Here is a 26362-nt window from a genome sequence, read left to right on the forward strand (position 1 = left end):
GCCGGACGCGACGCCCTGAGGTTTGACGCCCTACCCCTTGAGCAGCCGCTCGCTCAGCTCCCACAGCCGCCGTGCCGACTCCGGATCGACGGCGTGCGGCACGACGTCGGACGGGATGTCCTCCTCGGCACCGAAGTTGATGGGCCTCGGGGTGTCCAGCGGCGAGATGTCGTTGTCCTTCAGGTAGACACCGCCGATGTCGGCGAGCAGCGGACTGGTCGCCGCGAACACCGTGGTGCTGGCGCCCTGTTGCGGCGTCTTCATCTCACGGTCGGGGTCGTTGATCGGCCGGCCGGAATCGTCGATCAGGCCCATGGCCCGCAGTGCGCCGTCGCTCAGCCAGGGTGTCCGCTCTTCGCCCTCGGCCAGGTAGGGCCCGAGGTTCGTGCCGACGACGATGCCCGGGTGCACGGCGTAGCCCCGGATCCCGTCCTCGGCCCATCGACGGTCCAGCTCGACGGCGAACAGGACGTTGGCGGTCTTCGACTGGCCGTAGGCGAGCATGCCCATGTCGTCGTAGCCGGTGGTGAAGTGCGGGTCGTCCCAGCGGATGCCGGACAGGCGGTGGCCGCCGGAGGTCACGTTGACCACTCGGGCGCCGTGAGCGGCGCGCAGGGCGGGCAGCAAGCCCAGAGTCAGCTGGAAGTGGCCGAGATGGTTGGTCGCGAACTGCGATTCGTAGCCGCGGGCATCTCGCACCAGCGGGCCGGCCATGATGCCGGCGTTGTTGATGAGGACGTGGAGCGGCCGGCCGGAGTCGAGGTAGCGGGTGACGAAGGCGTCGATCGAGGCCGGGTCGAGGAGGTCCAGCTGATCGGCCTCGACGCGCTCGATCCCGGCCAGTGCGGAGGCGGCGCGGTCCGGGTTGCGTACGGCCACGGTGACGGAAGCACCGGCCTTGCAGAGCGCACGAGTGGTCTCCAGGCCGATCCCGCGATGGCCGCCGGTGACGACGACGTTCTTGCCCGACAGGTCGATGCCCTTGAGCACCTCGTCGGCCGTCGATGCCGCGGTGAATCCGGAGCCGATGGGGCGTTGCTTGTGAGTCATGCCACCACCCTGCACCCGTTCGTCCGTACTCTGAATAGCTGTCAGTCCGCATTTCTTGCGCGAAAGTACGAACATGGCCGTGGCGGGTCCTCCGCGGTGAACGTCTGAGGATTACCCGGCGGCGCTGTACCCCTCGGCGGCGTCCAGGGTGATCGTGCCGGCCGTGGCGCGCAAGGCGAAGCCGTGGCGCCACCGCGTCCGCTCCTGCGGCGTGGCCGGCAGATCGAGGTCGGCGGTGGTCAGCCGCCGCCAGGCGCCGCCGGTCTCGGCGTACGAGGTGATCGTGGTGCCGCCCGAGAGCACCAGGGCGAGGCGGTCTCCGGGCGCGAGCGACAGACTGGTGCTGTTGGGGGCGTGGCGGAACTCGCCGTCGACCCGCACGTCGATGCCGATCTCCTTGCGGGTGTGGTTGTACCAGGCACCGACGTAGTTGTTCTCGTCCTTGACCCGGCCGACGAACACGCTGTCCTCCGGCTCACCGGTGCCCGCGAACCCGCCCAGGGTGATCACGCTGACCGTGTCGCCGGAGGACGGCGCCCCGGGCAGGGCGAACCAGCCGAAGTACGGGACCCGACCCTCGCCGGTGAGTCTGCCGCCCCCGGCCTTGATCGTCGGCATCACCTCGTTGCCGAAGGGCTGGTAGCCGTCGTAGTGTGCCTGCGCGGCGCCATCGAAGCCGTCGGCCGCGTCGACCGTCGGATACGCCGCGAGGTCGAGCACCGGACGGGCCACGGCGGACGCGGCCTTCCCGCCGCCGCCCTCGTTCTCGGCCGGCCAGGAGGGCGCGAGCAGGACGCCCGCGGCCACCGCCAGCGCCACCAGCAAGGCCCCGGCCACGAGCAGCGGCACGCCTGAGCGCCTGGGCCGTGTCATCGCGCCGTCCAGGGCCGAGGGCGCGATGGACGCCGCCGACAGTGCGGGCGGCTCCAAGTCCCCGAGCGTACGGTCGATTGCGCCGCCGGGGCGTACGGCGCCGTCGCCGGAGGTGAGGTCGCGCAGCACCTGCTCGGCGGTCGGCCGGTCGGCGGGGTTCTTGGCCAGGCAGGCCGCCACTATCGCGCACAGCGGCTCGGGCACCCCGGACAGGTCGGGCGGGTTGCGCAGGATGGCATGCAGGATCGCCGGGACGTTGCCACCGGTGAAGGCCGTGCGCCCGGTCGCCGCGAAAACCATCGTGACTGCCCAGGAGAACATGTCCGAGGCGGGCGTGAGCGGCTGGTCGCCGAGCTGCTCCGGCGACATGTACGCCGGGGTGCCGGTCACGTGGTTGGTGGTGGTCATGGCGTCGAGCGTGCGGGCGATGCCGAAGTCGATCACGACCGGCCCCTCGGGGCCGAGGATCGCGTTGGCAGGCTTGAAGTCGCGGTGCACGATCCCGGCGCGGTGGATCGAGGCGAGGGCGGTCAGCGTACTGATCGCCAGCCGGTCCAGCCCGCCTCCGGTGCGCGGCCCGTCGCCGCGTACCAGGGCGTCCAGTGACGGGCCGGGGACGTACTCGCTGACGATGTACGGCTGCTCGCCCAGCGTCCCGGTGCCGATCACCCGCGCCGTGCAGAAAGGCGCGACGCTGGCGGCGACCTCCGCCTCGCGCAGGAACCGGCGCCGGACCTCCGGGTCGGCGGCGAGCCGCCCGTGCAGCACCTTGATCGCCACTCGCCCGCCGGCGGGCGACTCCGCCAGGTAGACCGCGCCCTGCCCGCCTTCGCCGAGCAGCCGCACGACCTGATGCTCACCGATGAGTCCCGAGCCGCCTAAGCCCGCCACCCGAGAGTCGGTCACCGACTCACCCGCCCCCTCACGACGATCTTTACGTGGCACCCCAGGCTATCCCGCACGGCCTGCCCATCGGCCGCGAATGCGGACCTCCAGGCGATCTTCCCGGCCCGTGGCCCGGCCGGCCGCGGCCATGGCTACCGTGACCGGCCGTCGCCCGGCGTGCCCCTCAGGACATTCGGCCCTCTGATCGCACGTCGCTCCGTACTCTGAATAGTTGCGAGCCCGGCATTTCTTACGCGAAAGTACGGACATGGCCGGTGACCAGCTCTCGGAGGTCTTCGACCTCGTCGAGATCCGCGGACTGCTGACCGGCGGATTCGCGGTGCGGGGACCGTGGGTGTCGCGCGCCGTCGTCCAGGACCCGTTGAAGCTCATCGCGACGGTGTGCGGCCGGGCCCGGCTGACCGCCGACGGCATCGAGGGGCCGATCGAGCTGGAGCCGGGCGACGTCGCGATCCTGAACAACCGGTCGCGGCTGGAGGTGCGGGGCGGCACCGGAGACGGGCCGCCCCGCGAGATCACTCCTGAGGAGGGCGATCCCTCCACTCTCCTCGTCGGTGCCGATCGCGGTACCGACGACGTCGTCATCGGCGTTCGTGTCGATCTCAATCCGGCCGGTCGGGCGCTGCTGATGCAGGCGCTTCCGCCCGTGGGACACGTCCGCGCGTCCGCCGCCACGGCGACCAACCTGCGCGGCAGCCTCGACCGGCTGTTCGACGAGGTGGTCGGCAACCGGATCGGCTCGGCGTTCGCGATCCGGCAGTACGGCCAGCTCCTGCTGCTGGAGGTGCTGCGGGCCTATGTCGAGCAGACCCGGCTACCGGCGGGATGGCTGCGGGCGCTGACCGACGAGCGATTGCGTCCGGCGCTGACCTTGATGCACGCCCAGCCGGGAAGGCCCTGGCGGTTGGAGGAGCTGGCGCGTGCGGCGGCGATGTCGCGGACCTCGTTCGCCGAACGTTTCCGTACGGTGGCGGGCATGCCGCCGCTGACCTACCTCAACCGCTGGCGGATGCTGCTGGCGCAACGCGCGCTGCGTGACGGCGATGTCCGCGTCGGATCGCTGGCCTCCGACCTGGGATACTCCTCCGAGAGCGCGTTCAGCACCGCATTCAAACGCGAGGTGGGCGAGTCGCCGCTGCGCTACCGCCACCGGGTCCGCGATGGATTTTTCGACCGCGAGTCTGGCGCCTGACCCGCTGCCGGGCGCCTCGGAGATCGCCTCCCGCATGCACGCCCGCTATGAGGGCGTGACCGATCTCATGACGAGCGCGGGCGTCTTCATGGTAGGGCAGGTCGCCCGCTTGTGCGGCCGGACCGAGGACGCGGTGCGACTGTTGATGGAGGGGCGTCGCCTCGGCTCCGCAGTGCCCGGCCTGGAGTTCCTGATCGCCGCGGAACTGAGTCACGCCGCGGCTCTGACCGGGAACCGGGAGTTGGCCGGCCGATCCCACGCGGAGGCCGCCGCCGCCCGCCGCCGGGGCCTGGCCGTGTTCGAGCTGTGGGGCGACCTGGCGACCACACGGGTGACCCTGTTGGACGGTGGCGTACGGGCCGCCGTCGAACAGGCCCTCGACTGCGCCGCCCGCGCCCGCGCCTGCCGGGCGGTCGGGTACGAACTGATCGCGCTGCACGACGTGGTCCGGCTCGGCGCCGCGCCCGCCGTGGCCGATCGGCTCGGCGACATCGCGGCCGACCTCCCGGAGTCACCCGCACGGTGGTACGCCCGGCACGCCGTCGCCGCGGCCCGGCACGACGGCCCGGCACTCCACCAGGTCGCCGGCGCCTTCGCCCGCGCAGGTGCGAACCTGCTGGCGGCCGAGGCCACGACCCAGGCCTCGGCGGCGTACTCACGCGCGGGACGCAGGCCCGGAGTCGCGCGCGTCCGCCCTGCTGGGCGCCCGCCTGGCGCGGCGGTGTGGGCAGGTCCGCACCCCCGGCGCTCGGCATGCTGGAGGAGCCCAAGGTGACCGAGAGGGAGCGGCAGATCGCCCGGCTGGCGGCCGGCGGAATGACCGACCAGCAGATCGCGGACGAGCTCCACCTCACGACCCGCACCGTGAGCAACCACCTCTACCGCGTCTACTTCAAACTCGGCGCGAAGGGCCGGCACGACCTGCGCTTCCTCCTCGACGAGCCCGGGTGACACCCGCCACGATCTGTCAACCCAGCTTTCCCAGCTTGACGGCCTGCTTGAGGAAGACGATGCCGTCGATGGTGTCGAGTTGGGCAGGGTCCAGCGGGAAATAGGCGAAATCGTGGGAGACGCGCGGGGCGGGCTTCATGATGGCCTCGGCCAGGCGGCGGGCGTCGACGAGGGAGTGGTCCCACGGGAGTGTGGACAGGATCCCCTCGACGGTGTCCGGGGGCGGGGTGTCGTCGCCGGCCGTGCCGAAGGCCGAGGCCAGGAAGGCGTACCGGTCGCCCAGGTGCGTCTCGGTGATCGCCCCCGCGCTCCACCACTCCAGCGTCTGGTCGCCGAACGACATGAAGCTCTTGTTCCGTTGCAGGTGGAGGTTGGAGGAGAAGACCAGGGCCGGGCCGTGCTCGGCGACGGCACGCAGGTTGGCGGCCATCATCGCGTCCCGCAGGGCCGACAGCCGGGTCCACCGTGCCGGGGACGCGTCGGCCATCCAGTAGTGATAGCGGAGCAGGCCGGTGGCGGTGCGCCCGTACAGTGCCGCCCGCTCCCTGTCCGCCGCGCTCAGCTGCGGCGCCTGCGTGTCGAGCAGCGCCACCAGATCGTCGGCGATCAGCCGCAGCCGCTGCGCGTCGGCGGACCGGCCGATCGACAGGGACGGATCCATGGCCGTGGCCTCGTTCTCCCACCGGTCGTCCGGGCCGAGCAGCGTGTCGAGGGTTTCCCTGGTCACCACAGTGCCGGGGAGCGGACCGTCGAGGAGGGCGTAGAGAGCGGTGAGCGCCTGCCGCGGGCTCGCCGCCCAATACTCCAGAGGGCCGTCGAAGCCGAAGAACCGGAGCTTTTCGTCATGCTCCTCGTTGTACGCCCGCATCCAGCGCACGAGCTCGCGGTTGGCCGGTGAGGCGCCGAAGCCGTGGCTGAAGCCGCGTTCCATGACGTCGTCGAGCGTGCCCGCGCCCGTCGTGACGTAGTCGTCCACGAGGAGGCCCATGAGGCAGTCGCTCTCGATGGCGAACGACCGGTAGCCCTCGTGCTCGACCAGATGCCGGAAGATCTCGTTGCGCAGCTCGCCCAGCTCCCCTACGAAGTGCCTGGCCTCGCCGAGGCCGAGCAGCAGGGGTTTGGTGGGAAGTGACCGGAGGAACGCCGAGACGCCCGCGCCGTCGAGCGGCCGGGCCGTGTCCTTGATATCCATACCTTCAACGGTATCGTTGAACTTTCGGTGTAAACTTGGGCGGGACAATTCCCGGTTCAACCGCTATAGACCTTCAATCGGTGGTGCATCCGAGAAGCTCGTGGGCCGTCACGGAGGTCGCGACCGGCAGGCGGATGGGTGCCGTACCGGGGACGCATCAGCCCGACGGCGTCGCGGCCGGTGATCGTCACAGCGTCAGCAACTGCTGGTGCTCACCCCGGCGGACTCTGAGACCCGTGAGCGGCTGGAGCTGCTGAGGGTGCTCGGCATCGAGCAGTTCCCCACGGGGTCCACGGGCACGTCCGTACGGTGAAGCGGCCGACCCGGCGTCCATGCGGCGTGCCCCCCGCACCCCGGCTCCTCTTCACCTTGTTCAGCCTTGACTTATATAAGTCGCAGGTGAGACTCTTGGGCCCGTGCACGCGCTCGACGTGCTCGGCGGCGCGGTCGCCACCCCAGCGCCATACGGCGTCGACTCCGTGCCACTCGGGGAGGACGGCATGCGGCTGGAGCGCTTGCGCCGGTTCTGGAGCGGGCGCCTGAACGCGCTGGCCGCCGAACTGGCGCGCGCCAGGCGCGAGCGCCGCCATCCGCTTGGCGAGACGCCGTCCACGGATGGACGACCGGACCCGGACCACGAGGAGGAAGAAGACGAATGATCGACATCGTCAACCAGGTCAACGCCACCCACCGGGAGATCGGCAACCAGCCGGTCGCCGCCGGCGCGGGGCGCTCGCTGCTGCTGCGGCGCACGTACGACGCCTCGATCGAGGACGTGTGGAACGCCTGCACCGACCCCGACCGGATCAGCCGATGGCTCGCCCCGATCGAGGGCGACCTGCGGCTCGGCGGCACGTACCAGCTCAAGGGCAACGCCGGCGGGGAGATCCTGCGCTGCGAGAAGCCCCGTCTGATCAAGGTGACCTGGGGCTTGGGGGAGGGCATGCTCACCGAGGTCGAAGTGCGCCTCGCGCCCGGCGGCGACGGCGGGACCGTCCTGGAGCTGGAGCACGCCGCACCCGCCGAGACGGTCGATGAGATGGTGCGCACGTACGGGCCCGGCGCCACGATCGGCATCGGCGGCGGCTGGGACCTCACGCTGCTCGGCCTCGACCTCTTCCTGCGCGGCGTCACGTTCGACCCCGCGACCTATGGGGACACGCCCGAGGTGCAGGAGTTCGCCACCGCCGGCTGCCACGCCTGGGGGCCTGTGGTCCAGGCCGCCTGGGGCACCGGCGACGACGACATCGCCGCGGCCGTCGCGTTCGCCGTGCAGCACTTCGCTCCCGAGACCGGCAGAGACGGCAACGGCTGACCCGTTCTCATGAGAGGAGTAGACCGATGACCGAGAACCTCACCACCACAGCGGCCGGCGGGGCGACACGGACGATGCTGATGTGCGGCATCGTCGCCGGCCCCCTCTACATCGTCGTGGTCCTGCTGCAGATGCTCACCAGGGACGGGTTCGACATCAGCCGGCACCCGGCCAGCATGCTGAGCAACGGTGACCAGGGATGGATCCAGATCGCCAACTTCGCGGTCAGCGGCCTGCTGTTCGTGGCGGGAGCGGCCGGCCTGCACCGGGTACGGGGTCCGGCGGGCCGGGGCGGCACCTGGGGGCCGCGGCTGGTGGGCGTCTTCGGTGCCGGGATGGTCGCCGCCGCCTTCTTCTCCGCCGACCCCGCCGACGGCTTCCCGCCGGGGACACCCCTCGGCCCGCCCACGAGCATGAGTACGCACGGGCTGGTGCACTTCCTCGTCGCCGGAGTCGCCTTTCTCGCGCTGATCGCCGCGTGTTTCGCCTTCGGCCGACGGTTCGCGGCGGCCGGCCGCCGCGGCTGGGCGGCCTTCAGTACGGTGACCGGCGCGCTCTTCCTGGTGACGTGGATCTCGATCTTCGCGTCGCAGGGCGCCCGGGCGGCCAATGTCGCCTTCGCCCTCGCCATCGCGCTCGTCCTGACATGGACGTCGCTCCTGGCCGCGCACCAGCTGACGGCTCGGCCCGGCGCGGCGGCACCGGCGTGACCTCGGAGTGAGCAGGCCTGCCGATGCCGAGACAGCTCGTTCCGCACACCAAGCCGAAGACGAAGTTGATGAGCGGATCGTCGCTTTATATGAGGAGATTTCGTGTCGGTGGCAGCCGCCGAACCGGCGTCTACGACAGGAAGGCCGACTTAGGTCGTAGCCTGAATCTCGCACGTGATGGACAGGAGGCAGAGGTGGCCGAGGCGACGCTGACCGAGACGACGGTGGCCGAGGTGATGGCCGAGCTGGCCGAGCTCGAGGACCCGAAGACCCGCGAGGTCAACGAGAGACACGGTGACGATCACGGTGTGAACCTCAGCAAGCTGCGGGCGCTCGCGAAGCGGCTGAAGACGCAGCAGGAGCTCGCGTGCCGGCTCTGGGAGACGGGTGACACCGCGGCGGGACTGCTGGCGATCCTGATCTGCCGCCCGAAGGCGTTCGGGCGTGAGGAGTTGGACGTCATGGTGCGCGAGGCGCGCACCCCCAAGGTGCACGACTGGCTCGTGAACTACGTGGTGAAGAAGAACCCGCACTCCGAAGAGCTGCGCCTGGCCTGGTCCGCCGATCCGGATCCAGTGGTCGCGAGTGCCGGCTGGGCGCTGACCACCGAACGCGTGGCGAAGAAGCCTGAGGGACTCGACCTCGCAGGACTGCTCGACGTCATCGAGGCGGAGATGAAAGACGCGCCGGATCGCCTGCAGTGGGCGATGAACCACTGCCTGGCTCAGATCGGGATCGAGCACGCCGAGCACCGCGCTCGTGCACTCGACATCGGTGAGCGCCTGGAGGTGCTCAAGGACTACCCGACTCCACCGGGCTGCACGTCTCCGTTCGCGCCCATCTGGATCACCGAGATGGTGCGCCGACAGCACGACGAATAGGGATGGTTCGCGCTCACGCTCCTGCCGCTACGCCCTCAGAACACGGCCCCCGATACGAACCGGCCGTGAGGGCCGCACCTCTCACACAGTTCACAACATCGTGGCGGGCTACCGGTAACCCCGCTTGAGCAGGTATTTGGCTCCTGCCTCGAAGCCCTCGGGGCTGAGCAGCTCGAACCCGAAGGCGTCGGCGAGCCGGTCGGTCGTGTTGAAGGCGGCGCAGACCGCCAGCGCGTCCTTGACCTGCTGCGGTGAGACACCGGCGGCCAGCACTTCCCGCATGTCCCCGGCGCTCACCTTTCCCTCCCGGGTCAGCTTGCCGAGCATCCGCAACGTTGCCCGCAGCGGCCCCTCGATAGGGGCCGATTCCAGGTCGGCGAGCACCGCCGCGACCCGTGGCCCGTCCTGGTACGCCTGCCTCGCGGTCGCGGTGTGCGCGCCGACGCAGAACGCGGACTCGTTCACCTTGGACACGTAGGCCGCCATCAACTCCCGGTCGCCCACCGACCAGGCGGACGGCCCGCGCATCGCCTCGTGCGTGAACTCCTTGGCCAGGGCGCCGTAGAAGTCGGGCCGGTAGAAGACCAGCTTGGCGGCGTCCGGCACCGGGTGCCCGGAGAACAGCCGGATGAGCGCGAAGAGCAGCCTGGTTCCGGGGCCGTAACCGTGGTTGAGGGTGTCAAGTCGCATGATCCGGCCTCCCCTTGGCGGTCGCTTCCGCCAGGGCGGCCAGTCCGGCTTCGTACAGCCGGGCGGACTGGCCGACCGCGGCGCATATCACCAGCTCGAAAAGCTCGTCCTCAGTGCAGCCCGACGCCTTCGCCGCAGCCAAGTCCTCCTCGGTGACCTGCGCCGGCCTGTCGGCGACCTTGCCGATCAGCACGTCCAACGGCGGGGAGAGGCCGTCGTTGCCGAAGGCGCGCGCCCGCTGCTCCGCAGATGCGCGGCCCTCCCCGTTCAGTACGCGATCCACCAGGGCTCGATGCGCTTGTCGCTTCTTGTCCTCATCCGCCACGGCGCCCTCCGCCTCCCTTCGCAGCTGGGCTATCTGCCCTCATGACAAAGACGATTGGCGCGCCGCCGAACACGACACGCAGCCGAAGAAAGCCGACCACTTGGATGTGCCAGCAGGCCGGGCGGATATTTTGCCGGCGGTTGTCTCATGCGCCGCTTGGAAGCCGGGCGAGCGCCCGGTACCTGCATCCCGACCAGCAGCCCATGGGGAACACGCCGTGGCGACCTCGAGCATCAGTGACGTCGAGGCCGTGGAGTTGACCGCGCCGAGAATTTCAGTGGTCTGGCGGGTGGCGTGGACTGCTGTCTCTTGAACTGGGCGGCCCATATCCACGTCGTACAAGGCATGAAGGGAATCGTCGGGCTCCTGCTCTTCGTCGCCGGCTGCGGATCGCCTCTGGTGGACGCCGCCGAGCCCACGTACACCTGCCATGACCGGCCGATCCCGCTGGACGTGATGAGCACCGGCCGTCCGGCGACCCAGCTCGGCCCGGACGGGCAGGCCGCGCTCGAGGGGCACGAGGTCCGCCCGGTCAAAGACCTGGACAAGTGGCGCATCGTCGAGGAGACCGGTGAGCGCGTGGCCCTCATCAAAGAGTTCGATGAGCCGGAGGAGCGCGGGAGAGCGACAGTCACCCACGACTTCCTGGTGGTCGAGCGCTTCGGCCCGCCGGCCGCAGACGGTCGCCCGAGTTGGCACATGCGCAGCTCGGGCGGCTGCAACCTGCAACGGGACCTGGGCGACTTGGGCGTCGCCGAAGTCGCCCTCGACCCGGCGAAGCCGGCCACCGGCAACAGCCTCCACTTGCTGGTGACCGAACAGGCCTGCGCCAGCGGGCAGTCGGCCGACGGGCGAATCCGGGTGGCCGGCCTGGAGGAGACGGATCGGGACGTACGCCTGGTCATCGGCGTCGAACGCGCTCCGGGCGACTTCCACAACTGCCGGGGCAACCCGGCCACGCCGTATACGGTCGAGCTGAGCCGGCCGCTCGGCGACCGCGTCCCGCGCAACGCCGGCCTGCACCCCATGCGCGAGATCGTGAAACCTTGACATCAAATCCGCGCCGCGCTGACATTCTCGGCGAGGAGCGATGCCGCTTTCCCAGTAGCCGATGACGACGGCGTACACGTGGCCTCCGCCAACCCGCCGATCGGCCACTCGCAGGGAGGACCTTTTGCCCAGATCATCATCTGCCTCCACCGAATCCGTGACAGAGCCGGTGACGCCGGCGAGCGACCCGATCGACCACCTCATGCCCGTCACACGGTCCAGGCGGGCAGTGTGACTGAGCGCTTCAGCTGGCGGATGTGCACTTGAGTTGGCGGACCCGTGCTGAGCCGTGGACACGTTGGAACCTGGGCACTGCCCGGGGCCGGGCCCGTTCGGGCCGCTGATCAGGACAAGGTCAGCGGCTTTCCCGCGATGGCTGACCAGCTCACCTTCGCCCTCGATCGAGTTGTTCTGAACTCGTTCTGGCATGGCCAGCGGCAACAATAGGGACATGCAGGATTTATCGACCAGAGCTGTCCTGGGGCGTGCAGCCCTCATCGGGTTGGTGACGGGCATTATCCCGACGGCTATCATCTGGGCGGACTTGCAGGAGGAGCTCTACGGGACCGCTCTCCTGTCGGCCATGTTCCTCCTGGCGATAATCCTGGGCACAGTGGGTGCGCAGATGGCCGGGCTGCCGCGCTGGGGCATGGCCGGTCTTGTCGGGGGCTCTGCGACTTGGTTGCTCATCGGTGCCCTCGCGGTGCTGGTGCCGGTCCCGGCGTCGGAGCTGTTCGGACCTCTACCGGCCCTTGTCGCCCCTATCTACGTGGTCGGTGGTGTGGTTGGCTTCGCCCTGTCGGCGTGGTCATTCATGTCGCCCCTTCGCTGGTGGGCGGTAGCCCTGGCCGTAGTCGTGCCCTTCGGATCCTGGGGCGCGGCGCAGTACAAGCCGCAGATCCTGGCCTGGTTCGAAGTCCGCAGCTTCGAGAGGTCCGGCGTGCCGCTGATCGCTCCAGCGATCCAGGGTTACCGGCTGGTCCACGTGGATCTCAATGCCGCCGGGCAGCGGGAGTCGGAACCGTCTACCTGGCTGGAGTACTGGCGGGACGCCACGCCGAATCGGGGATTCTCCGAGATCCAGGTCACGGTCTGGCCCGCCCCGGCTGGAAACCCGCGAGATTCCTGCCTGGCGGTCACCGAGGACTACGGAGTTCCGCTGCGGTGCAAATCGCTCCCGGGCGACCGATGGGTCCGGACCGGTGCCGGGTCCTCCTGGGTCACCGTCTTCGCCAGGTCGGGCGATGCGCTGGTCATGCTCAACGGTTCGAGCATTGCTGAGGCTGACCTGGTGGCAGCGCTGTCCACTTTCCGTCCCATCTCGGCCTACGAGCTTGCCATGGTCACGTGACCAGCAGAAGTACGGCGGGCCTGGCCCGGCATCGCGCCTTCACCGCTGCAGCGATGCGCCGCGGCGCGCTGGGCGGAACACGATCAGGCTCATCCTCCCGTACAGGAGGACTCGCAGCCGTCGGACAGAGTTGGCGAATTCCGCCAACTGAAGCGCCCAGTCACAGTAGCCGTGATCGAGCCAGGTCCGGCTCCGCTCGGCGCGGAGCAGCACGCCGTCGCGGCCCAGCGGGCGGACGGCGTTGACGGTCTCCAGGTCGTACGGCAGCGCGAGATCGACGGACGTGACCCTACTTCCAGTCCTCACGGACTCGTAATTCCTTGCCGGCCAGCACGATGACACGACCGCCGTCGGCGCGCGCATCCAGAAGGTCACGGGCAAGTTCTACACCGACGTGGAGACGCGCCTTCGACGACAGATCGATCAGCTCGCTCTCGCGGCCGGCGTTCCACATGAACAGCTGCTCGCCTTCTCCATAGAAGAAGAGCACGACGTTCCATGAGTCGTCGCCGGGCTGGTACACCCTGGTGGAGACCCGCTTGGTCGCCCCGCTGGCGAGGTCTCTGACAACCAGGACACGGTCGGAACGCCGGAGATAGGCGAAGCGCCGGCTATCGTCGCTGATTGCAAAGGGCGACACCGCCTGCCCGCCATCCTTGGGGACGAAGCCGAGCGCGTCCTCGATCCGCCACTTCTCGCCGGAGCTGTTCCCCACCCGCCAGGAATGGTGCGCGGCCGCGGGTTCCTGGACACCTCCGGGTCGTACAGCACGGCGTAGTCGAGTCGCAGCGCCTTCTTGGCTGGCAGCACGGGCAGCTGGGCCTCCGGCCGTACCGTCGGCCGGGTCCGGATCCTCCTCAGACCCGGCCTGTACGGCGAGCATGACACAGAAACCGACGAGACAGATTGTTGCCAGCAACGGCACAAGACCCCTCATACCGCATTCTTACGCAAGGCCTCGGCGGCAACTCCCTGATCCATCATGTTCCGGCCTGCGCGTACGAGGGTGAACCCTTTGCAGGCTCATCACTGTGGCGATTAACCTCAGAACGCCGACGGCGCATGGGGTTGGGTCATCGATCGAGACGGGCGGCGTCGCGGGTTGATCAAGACGGCCATGCCGAGACATGCGATGAAGCGGTCGGTGGCGAACTCGGCGAGCGGCACCGTGGGCGATCACGCCAACAGTGAACGCTGCCCCAGCGAGCAGCAGAGTGGCGGGGAGCATCGCGTCTCCCGCAGGACCTCGCTGGGGTGAAGTCGAGTTCCCTGGCCTCGTTGAAGATCAGCAATCCATGGGTCGTCATGGGTCTCCCTTCGAGGGAGATCATGTGAAACGGCCGCGGTAATCCGACGGCGCGACCCCGAGGCGGCGGTGGAACGTCTGCCACAACGTCTCGGCGGTGCCGAAACCGTAGCGGCGCGCGATGACTTCGACCGGGTCGTCGGTCTCCGCCAGCGCTCGCTGGGCCGCCTCGACGCGTACGCGTTCGACGTAGGCGCTCGGCGGCAGACCGAGTTCGGCGGTGAAGCGGAGCTGCAGATGGCGCGGGCTGAGCCCGGCGCATGCGGCCAGATCCTTGATGTCGTGCCTGGCGCCCGGTTCGGCATGAATGGCCGCCACGGCTGCCCGGATGGGGTCGGTGGACGGCTGGATCGACCACAGCGCCACGCTGGACTGCGACTGGGCTCCCGCCCGGCGCGGGAACAACACCAGACGGCGGGCCACGTCCAGGGCGACCTGCCGTCCCAGGTCCTCCTCCACCAGCGCCAGTGCCAGGTCCATCCCGGCGCTCACCCCTGCCGAGGACCATACATGCCCGTCGTTGATGAAGGTCGGGCCACCGTCCACGCGGACGTTGGGATACTCGCGGGCGAGGCGTTCGGCGCGAGCCCAGTGCGTGGTGACTCGCCGGCCGTCCAGCAAGCCGAGCGCGGCCAGCAAGAACGCGCCGCTGCAGACGGAGGCCACCCGCCGAGCGCCCTTGGCCGCGACCCCGATCCAAGCGGCCAGCTTTGGATCGTGCTTGGCCCGGAAGACACCCGGGCCGCCCACGGCCACCAACGTGTCGATCTCGGAGGGGTCCAGGGTATCGACACCGTGCTCGGCGTACACGGGCAGACCACTCCCGGCACGAACGGGGCCAGGGCGCGACGCCACGACGACGCACGAGTAGCTACCCGCTTGCCGGAACACCTCATGCGGCCCGGCCAGGCCAAGATGCTGGAAGCCCTCGAAGACCACGAAGGCGACGATTCGCTCGTTCACTCCCTCACCCTGAAGCGTCCCGATGGATGGTACCCTCTGGTGACTGAAATGCGCCTATGCGATAAATTTCCGCCATGGCTGTCCACCGTGTCGCCGTTCTCGCCCTCCACCGTGTGATCCCTTTCGACCTGGGCATCCCGACGTCGGTGTTCGCACAGCGGTCAGGTACGCCGTACCGGATGACGGTGTGCGCCGAGAAGCCGGGCGAGGTGGCGACGGATGCGGGCTTCGCCGTGCGCGTGACCGGCGGACTGAACATGGCGCGCCGCGCCGACACGATCATCGTTCCCGGCTATGCGCTGGACGCGCGACCTGCGCCGGCGGTGTTGGAGTTGCTCGCCAAGGCGCACGATCAGGGCAAACGTATCGTGTCGATCTGCACCGGGGCGTTCGCGTTGGCGGCGGCCGGAGTCCTGGACGGACGCCAGGCCACGACCCATTGGCGCCACGCCGATCAGCTCGCCGAGCAGTTCCCACGGGTCCGGGTCAACCGCGACGCCCTCTACGTCGACGAGGGCAGCGTGCTGACCTCCGCCGGCATCTCGGCTGGCATCGACCTGTGCCTGCACATCGCCCGAACGGATCTGGGGGCTCGGGTCGCCAACGACATCGCCCGGGACATCGTGGCCGCGCCGCATCGCGGGGGTGGTCAGTCGCAGTACATCCAGCGCAGTGTTCCTCCGGAGCGCGGCACGTCGCTGGCCGCCACCCGGGCCTGGGCGCTCGGACAGCTCCACCGCCCGCTTACGGTCGCCGACCTGGCCCGGCACGCGGGGCTGTCCGAACGAACCCTTGCCCGCCGGTTCGTCGCCGAGACGGGCGTGTCACCTCTGCAGTGGTTGCTCGCGGCGCGCATCGACCTCGCTCGCGAATACCTCGAGCGCAACGACCTCAGCATCGAGCAGATCGCCGACCGCTGCGGTCTCGGCACCCCGGCCAACTTCCGGACCCACTTCCGCCGGCTGCTCGGCACGTCACCCGCGGACTACCGCAAGACGTTCGCCGCCTCATAGGCGGGCCCGGCTCAGCTCCCCCAACGTGGTCCGGCCAGTGCCAGGTCCTCCAGAAGCGAGCTTCCGCGCTCGCCGCGCTCCCGGGCCAGTTCGCCGGGCACGGTGATCGGCGGGCCCTTCTCGGGGCGGGCGGCGACCTGACCGACGATCGCGTCGACCAACGCGCGTACCACGGACAACCGCGGGTAGGCGTCGTGGATCAGCTTGGCGGCGGCATCAGTAATGAACTCGCTGCCCAGCGCGGTGAAGTCGATGACGGTGCCGCCGTGGAGCAATGCGCATACCGCGCCACGCCGCTCGGCGATCCCCATCGAGGTGTGCAGCGCGATGGCCTCCCAGACCGTGTCGACCGCCTCGGCGGCGAAGCCGCGCGCGGTCATGAACTCCGCGGCCAGATCCGCACCGTCCACTTCGAAGCGCTGGCTGCCGTTGCCCTCATCGGTCAGCCCGACGTCGTGCAGCACGCACGCCAGGAACAACAGCTCGGGGTCGTAGTCCGAGCCCGGCCGCATCCCACGGTGCCGGGCGAGCAGACGCGCGAACAGGAAGGCGCGAATACTGTGATTGGCCAACGATTCCGACTCGATCCGCCGGACCCAGTCGAGCGCTTCCCGCGCCGTGACGCTGTCCGGAAGAGCCAGCAGATCACCGCCGACGATGTCCGTTTCCTCATGCATGGGGACCATCTTCGGGTCGGCAGGCACTACGGCCAAGTGGCTGAAATGACGATTTGCGATAGATTCCTGTCAAGATCAGAATCGTGGCTCGCGTCTGGTATGAGCGCCTGAAGCGTTGATCTTGCTCTTGTTGATCCGCCAGAGCCGGGTGAGGCGGCGCGCATCCGTCTGATGGTCGCTGTGCTCCCCACCCGGCGGCCTCGGGTCGGCGTCAATCACGTCGTGGCTGGTGAGATTCCGAATGCCGGCTGGTGTGGTAAGGCGTTGCCGGCTACTGGAGGGTCGGCGCCAAGCCGAGTTGCTCGAGCACGCCCAGTCGGTCCTCGTAGGTCCGCTCCTCGATGACCTTTCCTCCGTCCAGGGTGAAGATGCTGACTCCCCTGCGCGAAATCGTGGTGCCGACCGGAACGGTGACGTCTAGAAGGGGGTGCTTGAAGGGCTTCTTGGCCGTGCCCACCATGGTCCACCGCACGACCACCTTGTTCTCCTCGGCGATCATGTCCTGGACGCCTCCGCTCAGGTTTTCGAAAAACTCCCGTGGGTTGTCCGATTCCCCATGCTGGAGCAGCGTCTCCACGTCGTAGGTGTCGGGCATGCCGGGCGTATCGACGACCTTCATGCGGCCAAGGTCAACGACCGCTTCCCAGTTCTGCCTGCCACCGGCGAGGTAGCGACGGACGATGTCCTTGATCTCTTCGATGGACATGTGTGGTATCCCTTTCCTTTCTCGGCTGTTACCGGCTTGAGGGACAGGTGCAGTGCAAGAGCCTGAGATGGCTGACTGAGACCGGCTCAGGCATTCCACCTGGATCTCACTGGCGGAGAAGCCGTCGTGGTTCGGTGGAGGTGCACCAGACATCGAGCCCAAGGGAGGCTCCGGCGTCCAGTGGACGAGCAGGTCCGATTCCTCGTGCGCTGCCAGCGGCGAACACGGGTGCCGCCTGCGGCGGGCGCATTCCGGTCTCTTCGGGCTTTGTGAGTGTGGGTTGGAACACAGGCCATGAAACTACACTCAAGCTAAATTTACAAGCCAATGAAATTTCCTCTTGGATGTAAACTTTCTCTCCATGTACGCTATGCACATGGAGCAGACGCTGGGCCTTAGGGAACGCAAGAAGGAGTCCACGCGCCGCGCGCTGGTCGCGGCCGCGGCGCGGCTGTTCGCGGAAAAGGGATACACCCAGACCACGGTCGCCGAGATCGCGGCGGCTGCGGAGGTCTCCACAAAGACGCTCTTCAACTACTTCGCCGGCAAGGAGGACATCCTCTTCTCCGGCGACCGGCAGCGCCTGGACGCCGCCCTGCGGCTGATCGCAGAGCGTGGCCCGGACGAACAGCCGGTCGACCTTCTGGTACGTCTCGGGGAAGAGCTCATCGCCTCCTTCGCCCACCTCGACGGCGACACCGACAAGGTCACCGGCATCCCCTACTCGCTCCGTGTGCGGCTCATCTTGACGGTGCCGGAGGTGCAGGCACGAACGATGCATCATCTGCAGGAAGCCCAGCTGCAACTGGCCGAGGCGCTGCACGGAGCCTACCCCGGCCAACTCGACCGGATCACCGCCGCAGGTATGATCGGCGCGCTGATGGGCGCCGCCAATGTCACCCGGCTGGTCAGCATGAAGCAGGGCGACAGACCCGACCAGGTCCTGGCGGCGACGCGACAGGGCCTTGACGTCGCGATGCGCGGCGTCTTCGCGGTGAGCGCGGCAGCCGTCGAACCCTCCTCCTGATCGCCCGCCGCCGTGGCGATCAACATCGGCTCGGGTTCGCTCTGCAGCTGACACGGTGCGGCTCTTGGGCCGGTTCCTGTCCGACCCGCTGGATGTTCCGGCCGGGTCGTGGCTTACCTTGCCGACCAGTTCGGGGTGAGTGAGGTCTCGCAGATCAAGCGGTACATCGAGCTCCACCGCGAATACTGGAGAGGCACTTCCTGGCCGATACCTGTGCTCAAGCCTCTCAGCGGATGTACGATCCCGTGAGTTCTGTCTGGGTGGTGTTTCAGGTGCCTCGCCAGGTTGGGGTGGATTCGCGGGCGATGCGGCGGGTCATGAAGTCGATCATGGCGATGTGGATCATGGCTTCGGAACGGGCCGGCAGGGCTTCGTGCCAGGCGGCGGTGGAGCATGAGCCAGCCGAGGGTGCGCTCGGCGACCCAGTGGTGTGGCAGGGGGAGGCCGGCGGCGCCGTCGGAGATGCCGTCGGAGGTGGCCAGGGCGGCGATCAGCAGGCCGAGGGTGTCGGTGGCGATGCTGCGTTTGCGGCCGGCGATCTTCTTGCCGGCGTCGTACCCCTGGCTGGTGGCGGAGGCGTTGGTGGAGGTTTGACGCTTTTGGGCGTCGATGATGCAGGCGCTTGGGTCGGGGTCGCGCCCTCGGCGGTGCGGACTAATCGGCGCAGCAGGCCGATGAGCTGGGCGAAGATGCCGTCGGTTTGCCAGTGGGCGAAGTAGCCGGAGACGGTCTGCCAGGGTGGGTACTCATGCGGCAGGTAGCGCGAGGGGATGCCGGTGTGGTGGAGTAGAGGATGGCGTTCATGATGGCGCGCAGGTCGTGCTCGCAGGGGCGGCCGATGTCCAGGCCCCTGCCGCGGCGTTCGGCGCGCCAGGCGCCCAGGACTGGCTCGATGAGCGCCCAGCGTGCGTCGGACAGATCGCTGGGGTACGGTCGCCGTTCGGTCATGTGTCCGGCGTACCGCAGATCAGGCCTCTTGCCCAGCCGCGAGCGTCAACTTTCGGTCACATTCGGTGACATGTCCGGCGTCTTGGGATGAGACAGGATCTTCTTGGAGAAGGTGGGTGTGCGTCCGGGTATGGCTTCCGCTCGTTCATGGCAGAATACATATCCGATGCCCGCTGGGCGTTAATCGAGCCCACCTTAACCGCCTGGCGGCAAGCCCGACTCGACCGCCGGCTCACCGGCCAGCCAGCCTCGGTCGACCTACGGGACGTCTTCAACGCAATCCTGTACGTCAACAGGACAGGAATCGCCTGGAAATACCTGCCGCACGACTTCCCGTCCTACAACACCGTCTACGCCTACTACGCAGCCTGGCGCGACGAAGGAATCTTCGCCCAACTCAACTACGAGCTGACCGGCCTGGCCCGCGTCAAGGAAGCCGCAGGGCCGAACCGACCGCCTGCGTGATCGACACCCAGAGCATCAAGACCTCCACCAACGTGCCCCTCACCAGCCAAGGCACCGACCCAGGCAAGAAGATCGTCGGCCGCAAGCGAGGCATCGTCACCGACACCCTCGGCATCATCCTCGCCGTGACCGTCGCCGCCGCAGGCCTGTCCGACAACGTCATCGGGATACGGCTACTCGACCAAACCAAAACCGCCTACCCGGCGATATCAAAAACCTGGGTCGACTCCGGCTTCAGAAATGCCGTAATCCAGCACGGCGCCAAATTAGGCATCGACGTCGAAGTCGTGGCCAGAAAGACTGAAACCCGCGGATTCCACGTCGCCAAACGCCGCTGGGTCGTCGAACGCAGCCTGGGCTGGCTCATGCTCTACCGTCGCTTAACCCGCGATTATGAAACCCTGCCCGCCAGCTCCCAAGCCATGATCCACATCGCCTCGATCAACAACCTCACCAAGCGCATAACAGACGAAACCACCCCAACCTGGCGAGGTACCTACTAGGACATAAGACGCAATCTGCTCAAATCAAATGCCCTCTCAGATCAGACTTCAGTAGGGACGGCGAACGCCGGTTCAGTATGGCGATACGTAGACGCGCCCGTGCGCTGGTAGCGCTCGCCTTACCGTTGTCCGTTTACCTTCCATACTCTCACGCATAACTGACAAGAACGACCGGCGCCTTGTCTTTCGCGCGGTGCATTCTGTGTCATCTTTGTGGCGTTTTGCGGTGCCGTGTTGTACTGTCGTCTACAACCCGACGATCTTCCAATCCAAGAGGTTCAATGAAGGTGCGAGCAGGATTTAGACCGTTGATTGCAGCCTCGGGGGTCGCAGTCCTGCTGATTGCTGGAGTAGGCAGCGCAAGCGCTCAGACCGCAGGTCAAGCGGCTTATATAAGTTGTATAGACAAAATATCCGAGGAAGGGGGCCTTCCTGGGCTCTGGAGGGGTGTCATAGTGAAAAACAACTGCGCCTGGGGCTACAACATTAAGCTAGTGTGGAACAACGGGCCCGACAGTCCCTGCGTACTGGTGGATGCGGGTCGCCTCTATAGGGACGAGAACTACTCGACCGCCACATATCAAGGCGTAGTACACTGCTGAAAGTTGGCAGAGCCTAGTAACAATGTTGCGCTGCGGATTGCTGCGTATAACTCCCGTCGGCCCGATCAGGGTCCGCCGAGAATGGCTGTAGGGACCGTAACAGCACGTCGCAGAATCCCGTATCGAGTAGGAGGGTGAGGCCGCCTCACCCTCCTCTCACACCACCGGACATGCGGGCCCGCATCCGGCGGTTCGTCAAGCCGTGGTTTTGAGTGCGTGTTTGAGATGGGCGATCAGCGTCAGTCGTAGACGTAGCGGGGCTGGCGTGTGCGGGTCCGCCTCGGGTGATCCGGCGGGCCATGCCCGAGATGGCGGCCCAGCGGATGATCGCTTCAGAGATGACGGGGTCGCGTTCGTAGTCGCGGGCCATGCACCGGCAGGCGGTCAGCCAGGCCAGCGTCCGCTCGACTACCCACCGGCGGGCGATGACGTTGAATCCTGGCTGGTCAGCGGGTTTTCGGACGATCTCCAAGGTGGTGCGCAGCGTGTCTCGCGCCCACTCCACCAGCCGGCCGGCGAAGACATGTCGGATAGGGGTGGTCAGGTACGCCGACAGCAGGGCCGTCTTGGCGCCGTCGCGATCCTGCAAGCTTGCGGCCAGCACCGCGACCGTAACCAGCAGGCCGCCGGCGTCGGTGATGATGAACCCCTTACGGCCGTTGACCTCCTTGCCCGCGTCATAGCCGCGCTGTCACGCCCGACGGTGTCGGCGCCCTTGACACCTTGCGAGTCGCTGATCCCCGCCGACGGCTCGTCGTCAAGGCCCGCCTGCCGCCGGGCCTTGACGCGCAGCTCGGCCAGCAGCGTCTCGGTGACGCCGGCCTGCCCCCACTGCTGGAAGTACCAGTACACGGTCTGCCAGGGCGGCAGGTCGGTGGGCAGGTACCGCCACGGGCAGCCGGAACGCACCATGTACAGGACGGCGTTGACGATCTCTCGGCGTGGGTGCTGCTCCGGGCGGCCGCCGGTGTTCGGCTCGGGGAGTAACGGCTCGATCAGCTCCCATTGCGCGTCGGTCAGATCGGAGGGTAGCGGCGAGGGGGCATCCGGCCACCCTGACGGCACCGACGCTCCTCGTCACGCCGCCACGCCGAACATGAAGGATCTTCTCAAACATGCACTCAGGGGATGCGCCGTACGGTGTCGGTGACCTTGCCGGTCCTTCATCTCAGCGGAGAGCCCGAACGAGCGGGACTTCACCTCGGCAGAGAACCAGCGAATGCCGCCTGGACCGCAGGTCGAGCCCCATCACGTCATGCATGATCGTCAGCAACACCCGGCTGTACTCCGGCCTCTACGGTCCGAAGTTCCCGCCGCGACCGTCCACGATTTTGTCTCGGCGGGAGAGCACGCGGAGCGCGTACGTGAAGGTCTCCCTGCAGTCCGGCGCTCATGGCCCAGGCTCGTTCGGCGTTCCTGCCGTGCGTGACGACACGCAAGGGACGGTTCTGATCGCCGGCGGGCGGGAACTGCGGCAGATGCTCTGCGTCGATGCCGGGGTCGCCGCAGAGCATCTGCCACTCCGTTGGCCGCTCTGGTCAGTTCGGCGTCCGACAACTGTCCCGATCCGCCCCATGGTCGCCTCGTGCTTGTTCAGCTTGACCGGCTTTCCACCGTACGGCTGATCCCAGTCCTCCGACTCTGTTACCAGGACGGCCGCGTCCTGTCGCCGAGGGTGTCACCCTCCACGTACGCCGTGACCGGATCCTGCTCGGCGTCCGATGTGACCAGCTGCTCCAGATAGAGATCTCCTGGACGGGTCCGGCAGAAGCAGCGCCGCGGAGGTCGCCACGTCGCCGTTGCATGCGGCGCCCAGGACAATGAGGGAGCCGTCAGGAACAATGGTAGCCGACATCGAAAGGAACTGGCCGGCGGAATCACGACTAACCGGCACTACGTGGCACCGGCTGGCCGAGATGGAGCGACCGGGTTACAAAGAGGGCCAGTCGGCATCGCATTTCAGTCGGCCCAAGGTCCGTTGGCAACGATCTGTCCGAGGCCCGGCAGCGGCAGCTCGGGGTAGAGGCCGTGGACGGCGTCGGCTGGGAAGGACCAGGGCACGAACTTCGCGGGCTTTTCCCGGATCTGGTCTGCCACCGCGCGGGTGAGGTTCATACGCAGATTCAGCCGCGGGTAGCGGTCATGTAATGCGTCGAGGAAATCCTCGTCGAGGAAAATGTCGTGAAGTTCCTCGACGCCGAACTCGAAGATGTCGGCGGCAATGCCGAAGTAGCTATAAGCGATCTCGGGCCGCTTGCGGTTGGGAATGCCCGCCGAGGTGTGAAGAGCGACAGCATCCCAGACGATCTCGGCCGCGGCCTCTGTCAAACCGTGCCGCATCACGAATTCGGCAGCAGCGTCGGCGCCATCCACCTCGAATCTCTGAGTGCCGTTGGCGACCTCGGTCAGGCCGATGTCATGCAGCACGGTGGCGAGAAAGAGTATCTCGTCGTCGTAGTCGGACTTGCTGAGGCCGGTCAGCCCAGCCAGGCGAGCGGCATAGAAGTAGCTTCGAATGCTGTGATTGACCAAGTAGGCGGGCTCGTGTGCTTCGATGTACTCGACGGCTGCGACAGTGGCCCGGGTGCGCGGCCAGTCACCGATCGGCGTCGGCAGCGAGCCGAGGCTGGCAGGGGCGTGCGAGATATCCACGTCAGCGGCCCTCCGCACGAAGCGACAGGTGGCTCTTGAGCACGGCCTCGACCGTCTCCAGCTCTCCTGAGACGTTGACCTGGTCGAACCACTCGTACCACCCGGAGGCTGCGATCCCGGCGAAGAAGACGTCGACCAGTTCGGCTGTCGGGATCTGCCATACGGCGAACCAATCGTGACCGGACGGGTGATCTTCGGTGGGGGCGATACGTCCCCATCCAAGGGCGGTGATCCCGACGGCCGCCATCTGGCTGACGCCTTCCAGCACGCCGGCGACGATCTGCTCGCGGACCTCCGGGGGCGTGTCGAGGAAGGCGGGCTTCGGGGTCCAGATCTCAACAACGATGTGCATCAGAGCCTCATTCTCAGTTCTTCGGGGGCTGTGCCCCGACACTAGCGCCGCCTGATGCGCTTCTACGATGGCCTAATGGTCATCCTTCCCAAGAATTCGGCCACAGGTGATGCACATCCGCTCGCGGTGCTTGTTCAGCCGGGCGTCGTGCCGCTAGATCTGGCGATCCCTCTCCAAGTGTTCGGCCCATGGCCCGAATACGTGAGCGCATCGCTCGGCGGCCTCAAGACGCCATACAGCCTCGACATCGTCGGCACTGAAGCGGCAGTGGGCGACCTGCTTCAGGTGTCCAAGATCCAGCCGCTCTCCCGCCTCGCAGATGCTCAGACGATCGTTGTTCCGGGCATCTTGGACCCGACCGTTCCCCCGGACCCGGCCGCCGTGGACGCCCTAATGGTCGCGGGCAAGCGCGGCGCGCGAATCCTGTCGATCTGCACTGGCGCTTTCATGGTCGCCGCGACCGGGCTGCTCGACGGCAGACGCGCGACCACCCATTGGCATTGGGCACCCGAGCTGCGCGCACGCTACCCGCGAGTCACAGTCGTCGACCGCGAGCTGTACATCGATGAAGGCGGGATCGTGACCTCGGCGGGAGTCCTCGCCGGCACCGACTTGTGTCTGCACGTGCTCCGGACAGACCACGGACAGCACGTTGCCAACACCCTCGCCCGCTACCTCATCAGTCCTCCGCACCGGGAAGGAGGACAGGCGCAATACACCTCTGAACAGCCCCAACGACGGAGCGAGCTGAGCCACACCACCGACTGGATCCTTGAGCACCTTGACGAGCAGCTAACGGTCGAACGCGTGGCAGCCCAAGCACATGTAAGTGTCCGTACCCTGAGTCGGCGGTTCCGCGCCACTTTCGGCGTCTCTGTCATGGAGTGGGTGGCCCGCCAACGCGTGTCGCGTGCGCGCGAGCTCCTCGAGACCACCGACCGGAGCATCGCGGACATCGCCCACGCCTGCGGCTTCGGGTCCGTAGAATCCCTCCGCGTTCATTTCATGGCGCAGACGATGACGAGCCCCTCCCGTTACCGGTCGACCTTTGGTTGACATGCGGCCCCTCTGCAGACGGCTGTCGGAACTCCCGCCCGCCGACGCCATGGCCGAGCGGCAGATCGAGGGACAGCCAGGCTTCTGCTTGGCCTCCCAGCGCTAGGAAGCGGTCGTCACCACCTGGCCAGGGCTCTGGTAGCCGAGCCCGACCGAGCGGCTGTTCGCCGAGGCGGCTTCGAACTGGTAGTCGCCTGCGAAACCGACGACCGCATCCGTGCGGATGGGCGAAGAAGCGCCCAGCCGCACTCTGGACCGCCGCCCTTGCTCACTACGGTTAACGCGTGGAAAACCGGTCAATCTCGGCATCTGCCACCCGTCATGGCTCGCTCGACACCGCCGGCCGAACCCTGGCCCCTGATCTGGCCCGCGGCTTCATGCTGCTGGCCATAGCCTTCGCGCACGCGCCGTTGTTCGTACTCACTCTTGACCGCGGAGATCCCGTGGTCAACGACGTGATCAACGTGTTCCACAACCTCTTCGTCAACAACCACGCGCGCCCGATGTTCGCGTTCCTGTTCGGCTACTCACTGGTTCAGCTGCTGAACCGGCGGATGGAACGCGGCGACGACTGGGTGACGACTCGTAAGCTGCTGCGCCGCCGGGGGTGGTGGCTGCTCGTGATCGGATTCGTCCACATGGCGGTGCTCGCCCCCATCGACATCCTGGCCGCGTACGGTCTCAGCGCCGTTCTGCTCGTCGGCCTGCTGCGCGCCAAGGACGCGACTCTCCTATGGACGGCGGGAATCTGCCTGGTCCCGGCGACGGCCCTGGCCGGCTTCGCCACGTGGTATCAAATGGCGCACGACGGCTCGCCCTACGGCGGGGGAAGCATCGCCGCCGGGGCCGACGGTCCCTGGGCGTTGTTCGCCGAGCGCCTCCAGGTCTGGCCCTTCGCCCTGGTCACCGGGGTCCTCATGGTCGTTCCCGGTGTGCTCATCGGCGTGTGGGCGTCGCGGCGGCGGCTGCTGGACGAGCCGGTCCGGCACCGTCGGTTCTTGCGGAACGCCGCGATCGTCGCTCTCTCGTTGTCCACCCTTGGGGCACTCCCCGCTGGCCTGGTGCAACTGGAGGTGTGGGCCGAGCCGTCAGCGGCGACCCTGTGGTTCGCGGCGCTCGCACAGCCGCTCACCGGATACGCGGGCGGGATCGGCATGGCCGCTGTCATTGGGCTGATCGCGATTCCTGCCGGCCGGCGGCCGAACGGCTTCACCACCGCCGTCCAGGCGCTCGGCCAGCGCTCGATGAGCCTCTACCTCTTCCAGTCCGTGGTGTTCGTCCTGGTCTTCTACCCGTACGGGCTCGCGTTGCAAGACGACCTCGGGCTGGCCGGCGCCATGGGGGTGGCTGCGGCCACGTGGGCGGTGTCCGTCGTCTTCGCAGAGCTCATGCGCCAGGCCGGCTACCGAGGACCTGCGGAGATCCTGCTGCGTCGCCTCGCTTATCGATGAGCCGTGGGCGGGGCGTCCACCGTCGTCTTGGGCCGCTCGGCGTGCTTCTTGGCCTGTGGTGGTCATCGAGCCTCAACTGCTCAGCCAGGGAGTACATCGCCGGCCATGGCACCGCCAAGGGTCCTGCAGGAACAACCCCTAACGGATGGTCCCGA

The 26362-nt window shown here is 67.7% G+C and carries 28 protein-coding genes and 2 pseudogenes; 15 read left to right on the plus strand and 15 right to left on the minus strand.

The window, feature by feature from the left end; genetic code table 11:
- Positions 1–30: 30 nt before the first annotated feature.
- Entirely contained in the window at positions 31–1050 is a 1020-nt protein-coding gene (locus ID574_RS19665) for an SDR family NAD(P)-dependent oxidoreductase (RefSeq protein WP_188190402.1), read from the minus strand.
- Between the two features lie 111 nt (positions 1051–1161).
- A complete protein-coding gene (locus ID574_RS19670) occupies positions 1162–2829 on the minus strand; it encodes a serine/threonine-protein kinase (RefSeq protein ID WP_188190403.1) in 1668 nt (555 codons plus the stop codon).
- A gap of 247 nt (positions 2830–3076) precedes the next feature.
- On the opposite strand from ID574_RS19670, the gene ID574_RS19675 reads away from it, so the two are divergent.
- The 3 genes from ID574_RS19675 to ID574_RS19685 are packed head-to-tail and all read left to right on the plus strand — an operon-like array spanning position 3077 to position 4972.
- Positions 3077–4021, plus strand: a complete 945-nt coding sequence (locus ID574_RS19675) for an AraC family transcriptional regulator (protein WP_188190404.1) — start codon at positions 3077–3079, stop codon at positions 4019–4021.
- A complete protein-coding gene (locus ID574_RS19680) occupies positions 3990–4796 on the plus strand; it encodes a hypothetical protein (protein ID WP_188190405.1) in 807 nt (268 codons plus the stop codon). Before ID574_RS19675 ends, ID574_RS19680 begins: the two co-directional genes overlap by 32 nt.
- On the plus strand, positions 4793–4972 hold the full coding sequence (locus ID574_RS19685) for a helix-turn-helix domain-containing protein (RefSeq protein WP_223166875.1): 180 nt from the start codon (positions 4793–4795) through the stop codon (positions 4970–4972). The genes ID574_RS19680 and ID574_RS19685 overlap by 4 nt, the downstream gene beginning before the upstream one ends.
- 16 nt (positions 4973–4988) lie before the next feature.
- On the opposite strand, the gene ID574_RS19690 is transcribed toward ID574_RS19685, so the two are convergent.
- Complete coding sequence (locus ID574_RS19690) at positions 4989–6164, minus strand: erythromycin esterase family protein (RefSeq protein ID WP_188190407.1); 1176 nt, start codon at positions 6162–6164, stop codon at positions 4989–4991.
- Positions 6165–6580: 416 nt separating this feature from the next.
- On the opposite strand from ID574_RS19690, the gene ID574_RS19700 reads away from it, so the two are divergent.
- The 4 genes from ID574_RS19700 (at position 6581) to ID574_RS19715 (ending at position 9070) form a co-directional block, all read left to right on the plus strand.
- The gene (locus ID574_RS19700) at positions 6581–6823 is read left to right on the plus strand and encodes a hypothetical protein (protein WP_188190408.1); all 243 of its coding nucleotides are present in this window, start codon (positions 6581–6583) and stop codon (positions 6821–6823) included.
- Positions 6820–7479: an SRPBCC family protein gene (locus ID574_RS19705; protein ID WP_188190409.1), complete on the plus strand. Its 660-nt coding sequence runs from the start codon at positions 6820–6822 to the stop codon at positions 7477–7479. Before ID574_RS19700 ends, ID574_RS19705 begins: the two co-directional genes overlap by 4 nt.
- A 26-nt stretch (positions 7480–7505) precedes the next feature.
- Positions 7506–8189 (plus strand): DUF998 domain-containing protein, encoded by a 684-nt coding sequence (locus tag ID574_RS19710; RefSeq protein WP_188190410.1) that lies wholly within the window; start codon positions 7506–7508, stop codon positions 8187–8189.
- A 236-nt stretch (positions 8190–8425) separates the two neighbouring features.
- On the plus strand, positions 8426–9070 hold the full coding sequence (locus ID574_RS19715; protein WP_223166957.1) for a DNA alkylation repair protein: 645 nt from the start codon (positions 8426–8428) through the stop codon (positions 9068–9070).
- Between the two features lie 108 nt (positions 9071–9178).
- Here ID574_RS19715 and ID574_RS19720 read toward each other — a convergent pair whose 3' ends face one another.
- Together ID574_RS19720 and ID574_RS19725 are read right to left on the minus strand one after the other, a co-directional pair.
- The gene (locus ID574_RS19720; RefSeq protein WP_188190412.1) at positions 9179–9760 is read right to left on the minus strand and encodes a carboxymuconolactone decarboxylase family protein; all 582 of its coding nucleotides are present in this window, start codon (positions 9758–9760) and stop codon (positions 9179–9181) included.
- Complete coding sequence (locus tag ID574_RS19725; RefSeq protein WP_188190413.1) at positions 9750–10085, minus strand: hypothetical protein; 336 nt, start codon at positions 10083–10085, stop codon at positions 9750–9752. Before ID574_RS19725 ends, ID574_RS19720 begins: the two co-directional genes overlap by 11 nt.
- Before the next feature lie 345 nt (positions 10086–10430).
- On the opposite strand from ID574_RS19725, the gene ID574_RS19730 reads away from it, so the two are divergent.
- Positions 10431–11135: a hypothetical protein gene (locus ID574_RS19730; RefSeq protein WP_188190414.1), complete on the plus strand. Its 705-nt coding sequence runs from the start codon at positions 10431–10433 to the stop codon at positions 11133–11135.
- 451 nt (positions 11136–11586) lie between these two features.
- Positions 11587–12486, plus strand: a complete 900-nt coding sequence (locus ID574_RS19735) for a hypothetical protein (protein WP_188190415.1) — start codon at positions 11587–11589, stop codon at positions 12484–12486.
- 39 nt (positions 12487–12525) lie between these two features.
- Here ID574_RS19735 and ID574_RS19740 read toward each other — a convergent pair whose 3' ends face one another.
- The 3 genes from ID574_RS19740 to ID574_RS19750 form a co-directional block, all read right to left on the minus strand.
- Positions 12526–12792, minus strand: coding sequence for a hypothetical protein (locus ID574_RS19740; protein WP_188190416.1), 267 nt, complete (start codon positions 12790–12792; stop codon positions 12526–12528).
- Positions 12776–13201, minus strand: coding sequence for a hypothetical protein (locus ID574_RS19745; RefSeq protein ID WP_188190417.1), 426 nt, complete (start codon positions 13199–13201; stop codon positions 12776–12778). The genes ID574_RS19740 and ID574_RS19745 overlap by 17 nt, the downstream gene beginning before the upstream one ends.
- A 612-nt stretch (positions 13202–13813) precedes the next feature.
- Positions 13814–14755 (minus strand): GlxA family transcriptional regulator, encoded by a 942-nt coding sequence (locus ID574_RS19750; RefSeq protein ID WP_188190418.1) that lies wholly within the window; start codon positions 14753–14755, stop codon positions 13814–13816.
- 74 nt (positions 14756–14829) lie between these two features.
- Here ID574_RS19750 and ID574_RS19755 point away from each other — a divergent pair, with 74 nt between their 5' ends.
- Complete coding sequence (locus ID574_RS19755; RefSeq protein ID WP_188190419.1) at positions 14830–15768, plus strand: GlxA family transcriptional regulator; 939 nt, start codon at positions 14830–14832, stop codon at positions 15766–15768.
- A gap of 11 nt (positions 15769–15779) precedes the next feature.
- Here the strand turns inward: ID574_RS19755 and ID574_RS19760 are convergent, their stop codons facing one another.
- Entirely contained in the window at positions 15780–16472 is a 693-nt protein-coding gene (locus ID574_RS19760; protein WP_223166876.1) for an HD domain-containing protein, read from the minus strand.
- A gap of 244 nt (positions 16473–16716) precedes the next feature.
- Entirely contained in the window at positions 16717–17151 is a 435-nt protein-coding gene (locus ID574_RS19765; RefSeq protein ID WP_188190420.1) for an ester cyclase, read from the minus strand.
- A 361-nt stretch (positions 17152–17512) separates the two neighbouring features.
- On the opposite strand from ID574_RS19765, the gene ID574_RS19770 reads away from it, so the two are divergent.
- Positions 17513–18178 carry a TetR family transcriptional regulator gene (locus ID574_RS19770; RefSeq protein ID WP_223166877.1) on the plus strand — a complete coding sequence of 222 codons (666 nt, stop codon included), beginning with the start codon at positions 17513–17515 and terminating at the stop codon, positions 18176–18178.
- Positions 18179–18446: 268 nt separating this feature from the next.
- Here the strand turns inward: ID574_RS19770 and ID574_RS19775 are convergent.
- Positions 18447–19126 (minus strand): annotated as a pseudogene (locus ID574_RS19775) (transposase).
- 147 nt (positions 19127–19273) lie between these two features.
- Here ID574_RS19775 and ID574_RS19780 point away from each other — a divergent pair.
- Positions 19274–20094 (plus strand): annotated as a pseudogene (locus ID574_RS19780) (IS5 family transposase).
- Between the two features lie 747 nt (positions 20095–20841).
- Here ID574_RS19780 and ID574_RS62830 read toward each other — a convergent pair.
- Complete coding sequence (locus tag ID574_RS62830; protein WP_188190860.1) at positions 20842–21339, minus strand: transposase; 498 nt, start codon at positions 21337–21339, stop codon at positions 20842–20844.
- Positions 21237–21761: an IS5 family transposase gene (locus ID574_RS19790; RefSeq protein WP_188190421.1), complete on the minus strand. Its 525-nt coding sequence runs from the start codon at positions 21759–21761 to the stop codon at positions 21237–21239. Before ID574_RS19790 ends, ID574_RS62830 begins: the two co-directional genes overlap by 103 nt.
- A 194-nt stretch (positions 21762–21955) precedes the next feature.
- On the opposite strand from ID574_RS19790, the gene ID574_RS19795 reads away from it, so the two are divergent.
- On the plus strand, positions 21956–22321 hold the full coding sequence (locus ID574_RS19795) for a hypothetical protein (protein ID WP_188190422.1): 366 nt from the start codon (positions 21956–21958) through the stop codon (positions 22319–22321).
- 334 nt (positions 22322–22655) lie between these two features.
- Here the strand turns inward: ID574_RS19795 and ID574_RS19800 are convergent, their stop codons facing one another.
- Positions 22656–23348, minus strand: a complete 693-nt coding sequence (locus ID574_RS19800; RefSeq protein WP_188190423.1) for an HD domain-containing protein — start codon at positions 23346–23348, stop codon at positions 22656–22658.
- 1 nt (position 23349) lies between these two features.
- Positions 23350–23700 (minus strand): DUF6616 family protein, encoded by a 351-nt coding sequence (locus ID574_RS19805; RefSeq protein WP_188190424.1) that lies wholly within the window; start codon positions 23698–23700, stop codon positions 23350–23352.
- A gap of 75 nt (positions 23701–23775) precedes the next feature.
- On the opposite strand from ID574_RS19805, the gene ID574_RS19810 reads away from it, so the two are divergent.
- Both ID574_RS19810 and ID574_RS19815 read left to right on the plus strand, forming a co-directional pair.
- Entirely contained in the window at positions 23776–24756 is a 981-nt protein-coding gene (locus tag ID574_RS19810) for a GlxA family transcriptional regulator (protein WP_223166878.1), read from the plus strand.
- A 284-nt stretch (positions 24757–25040) separates the two neighbouring features.
- Positions 25041–26207 (plus strand): DUF418 domain-containing protein, encoded by a 1167-nt coding sequence (locus ID574_RS19815; protein WP_223166879.1) that lies wholly within the window; start codon positions 25041–25043, stop codon positions 26205–26207.
- Positions 26208–26362: the final 155 nt, after the last annotated feature.

Origin of the sequence: Nonomuraea sp. SYSU D8015 (genome assembly GCF_008065375.1) — a bacterium.
Lineage (GTDB): Bacteria > Actinomycetota > Actinomycetes > Streptosporangiales > Streptosporangiaceae > Nonomuraea.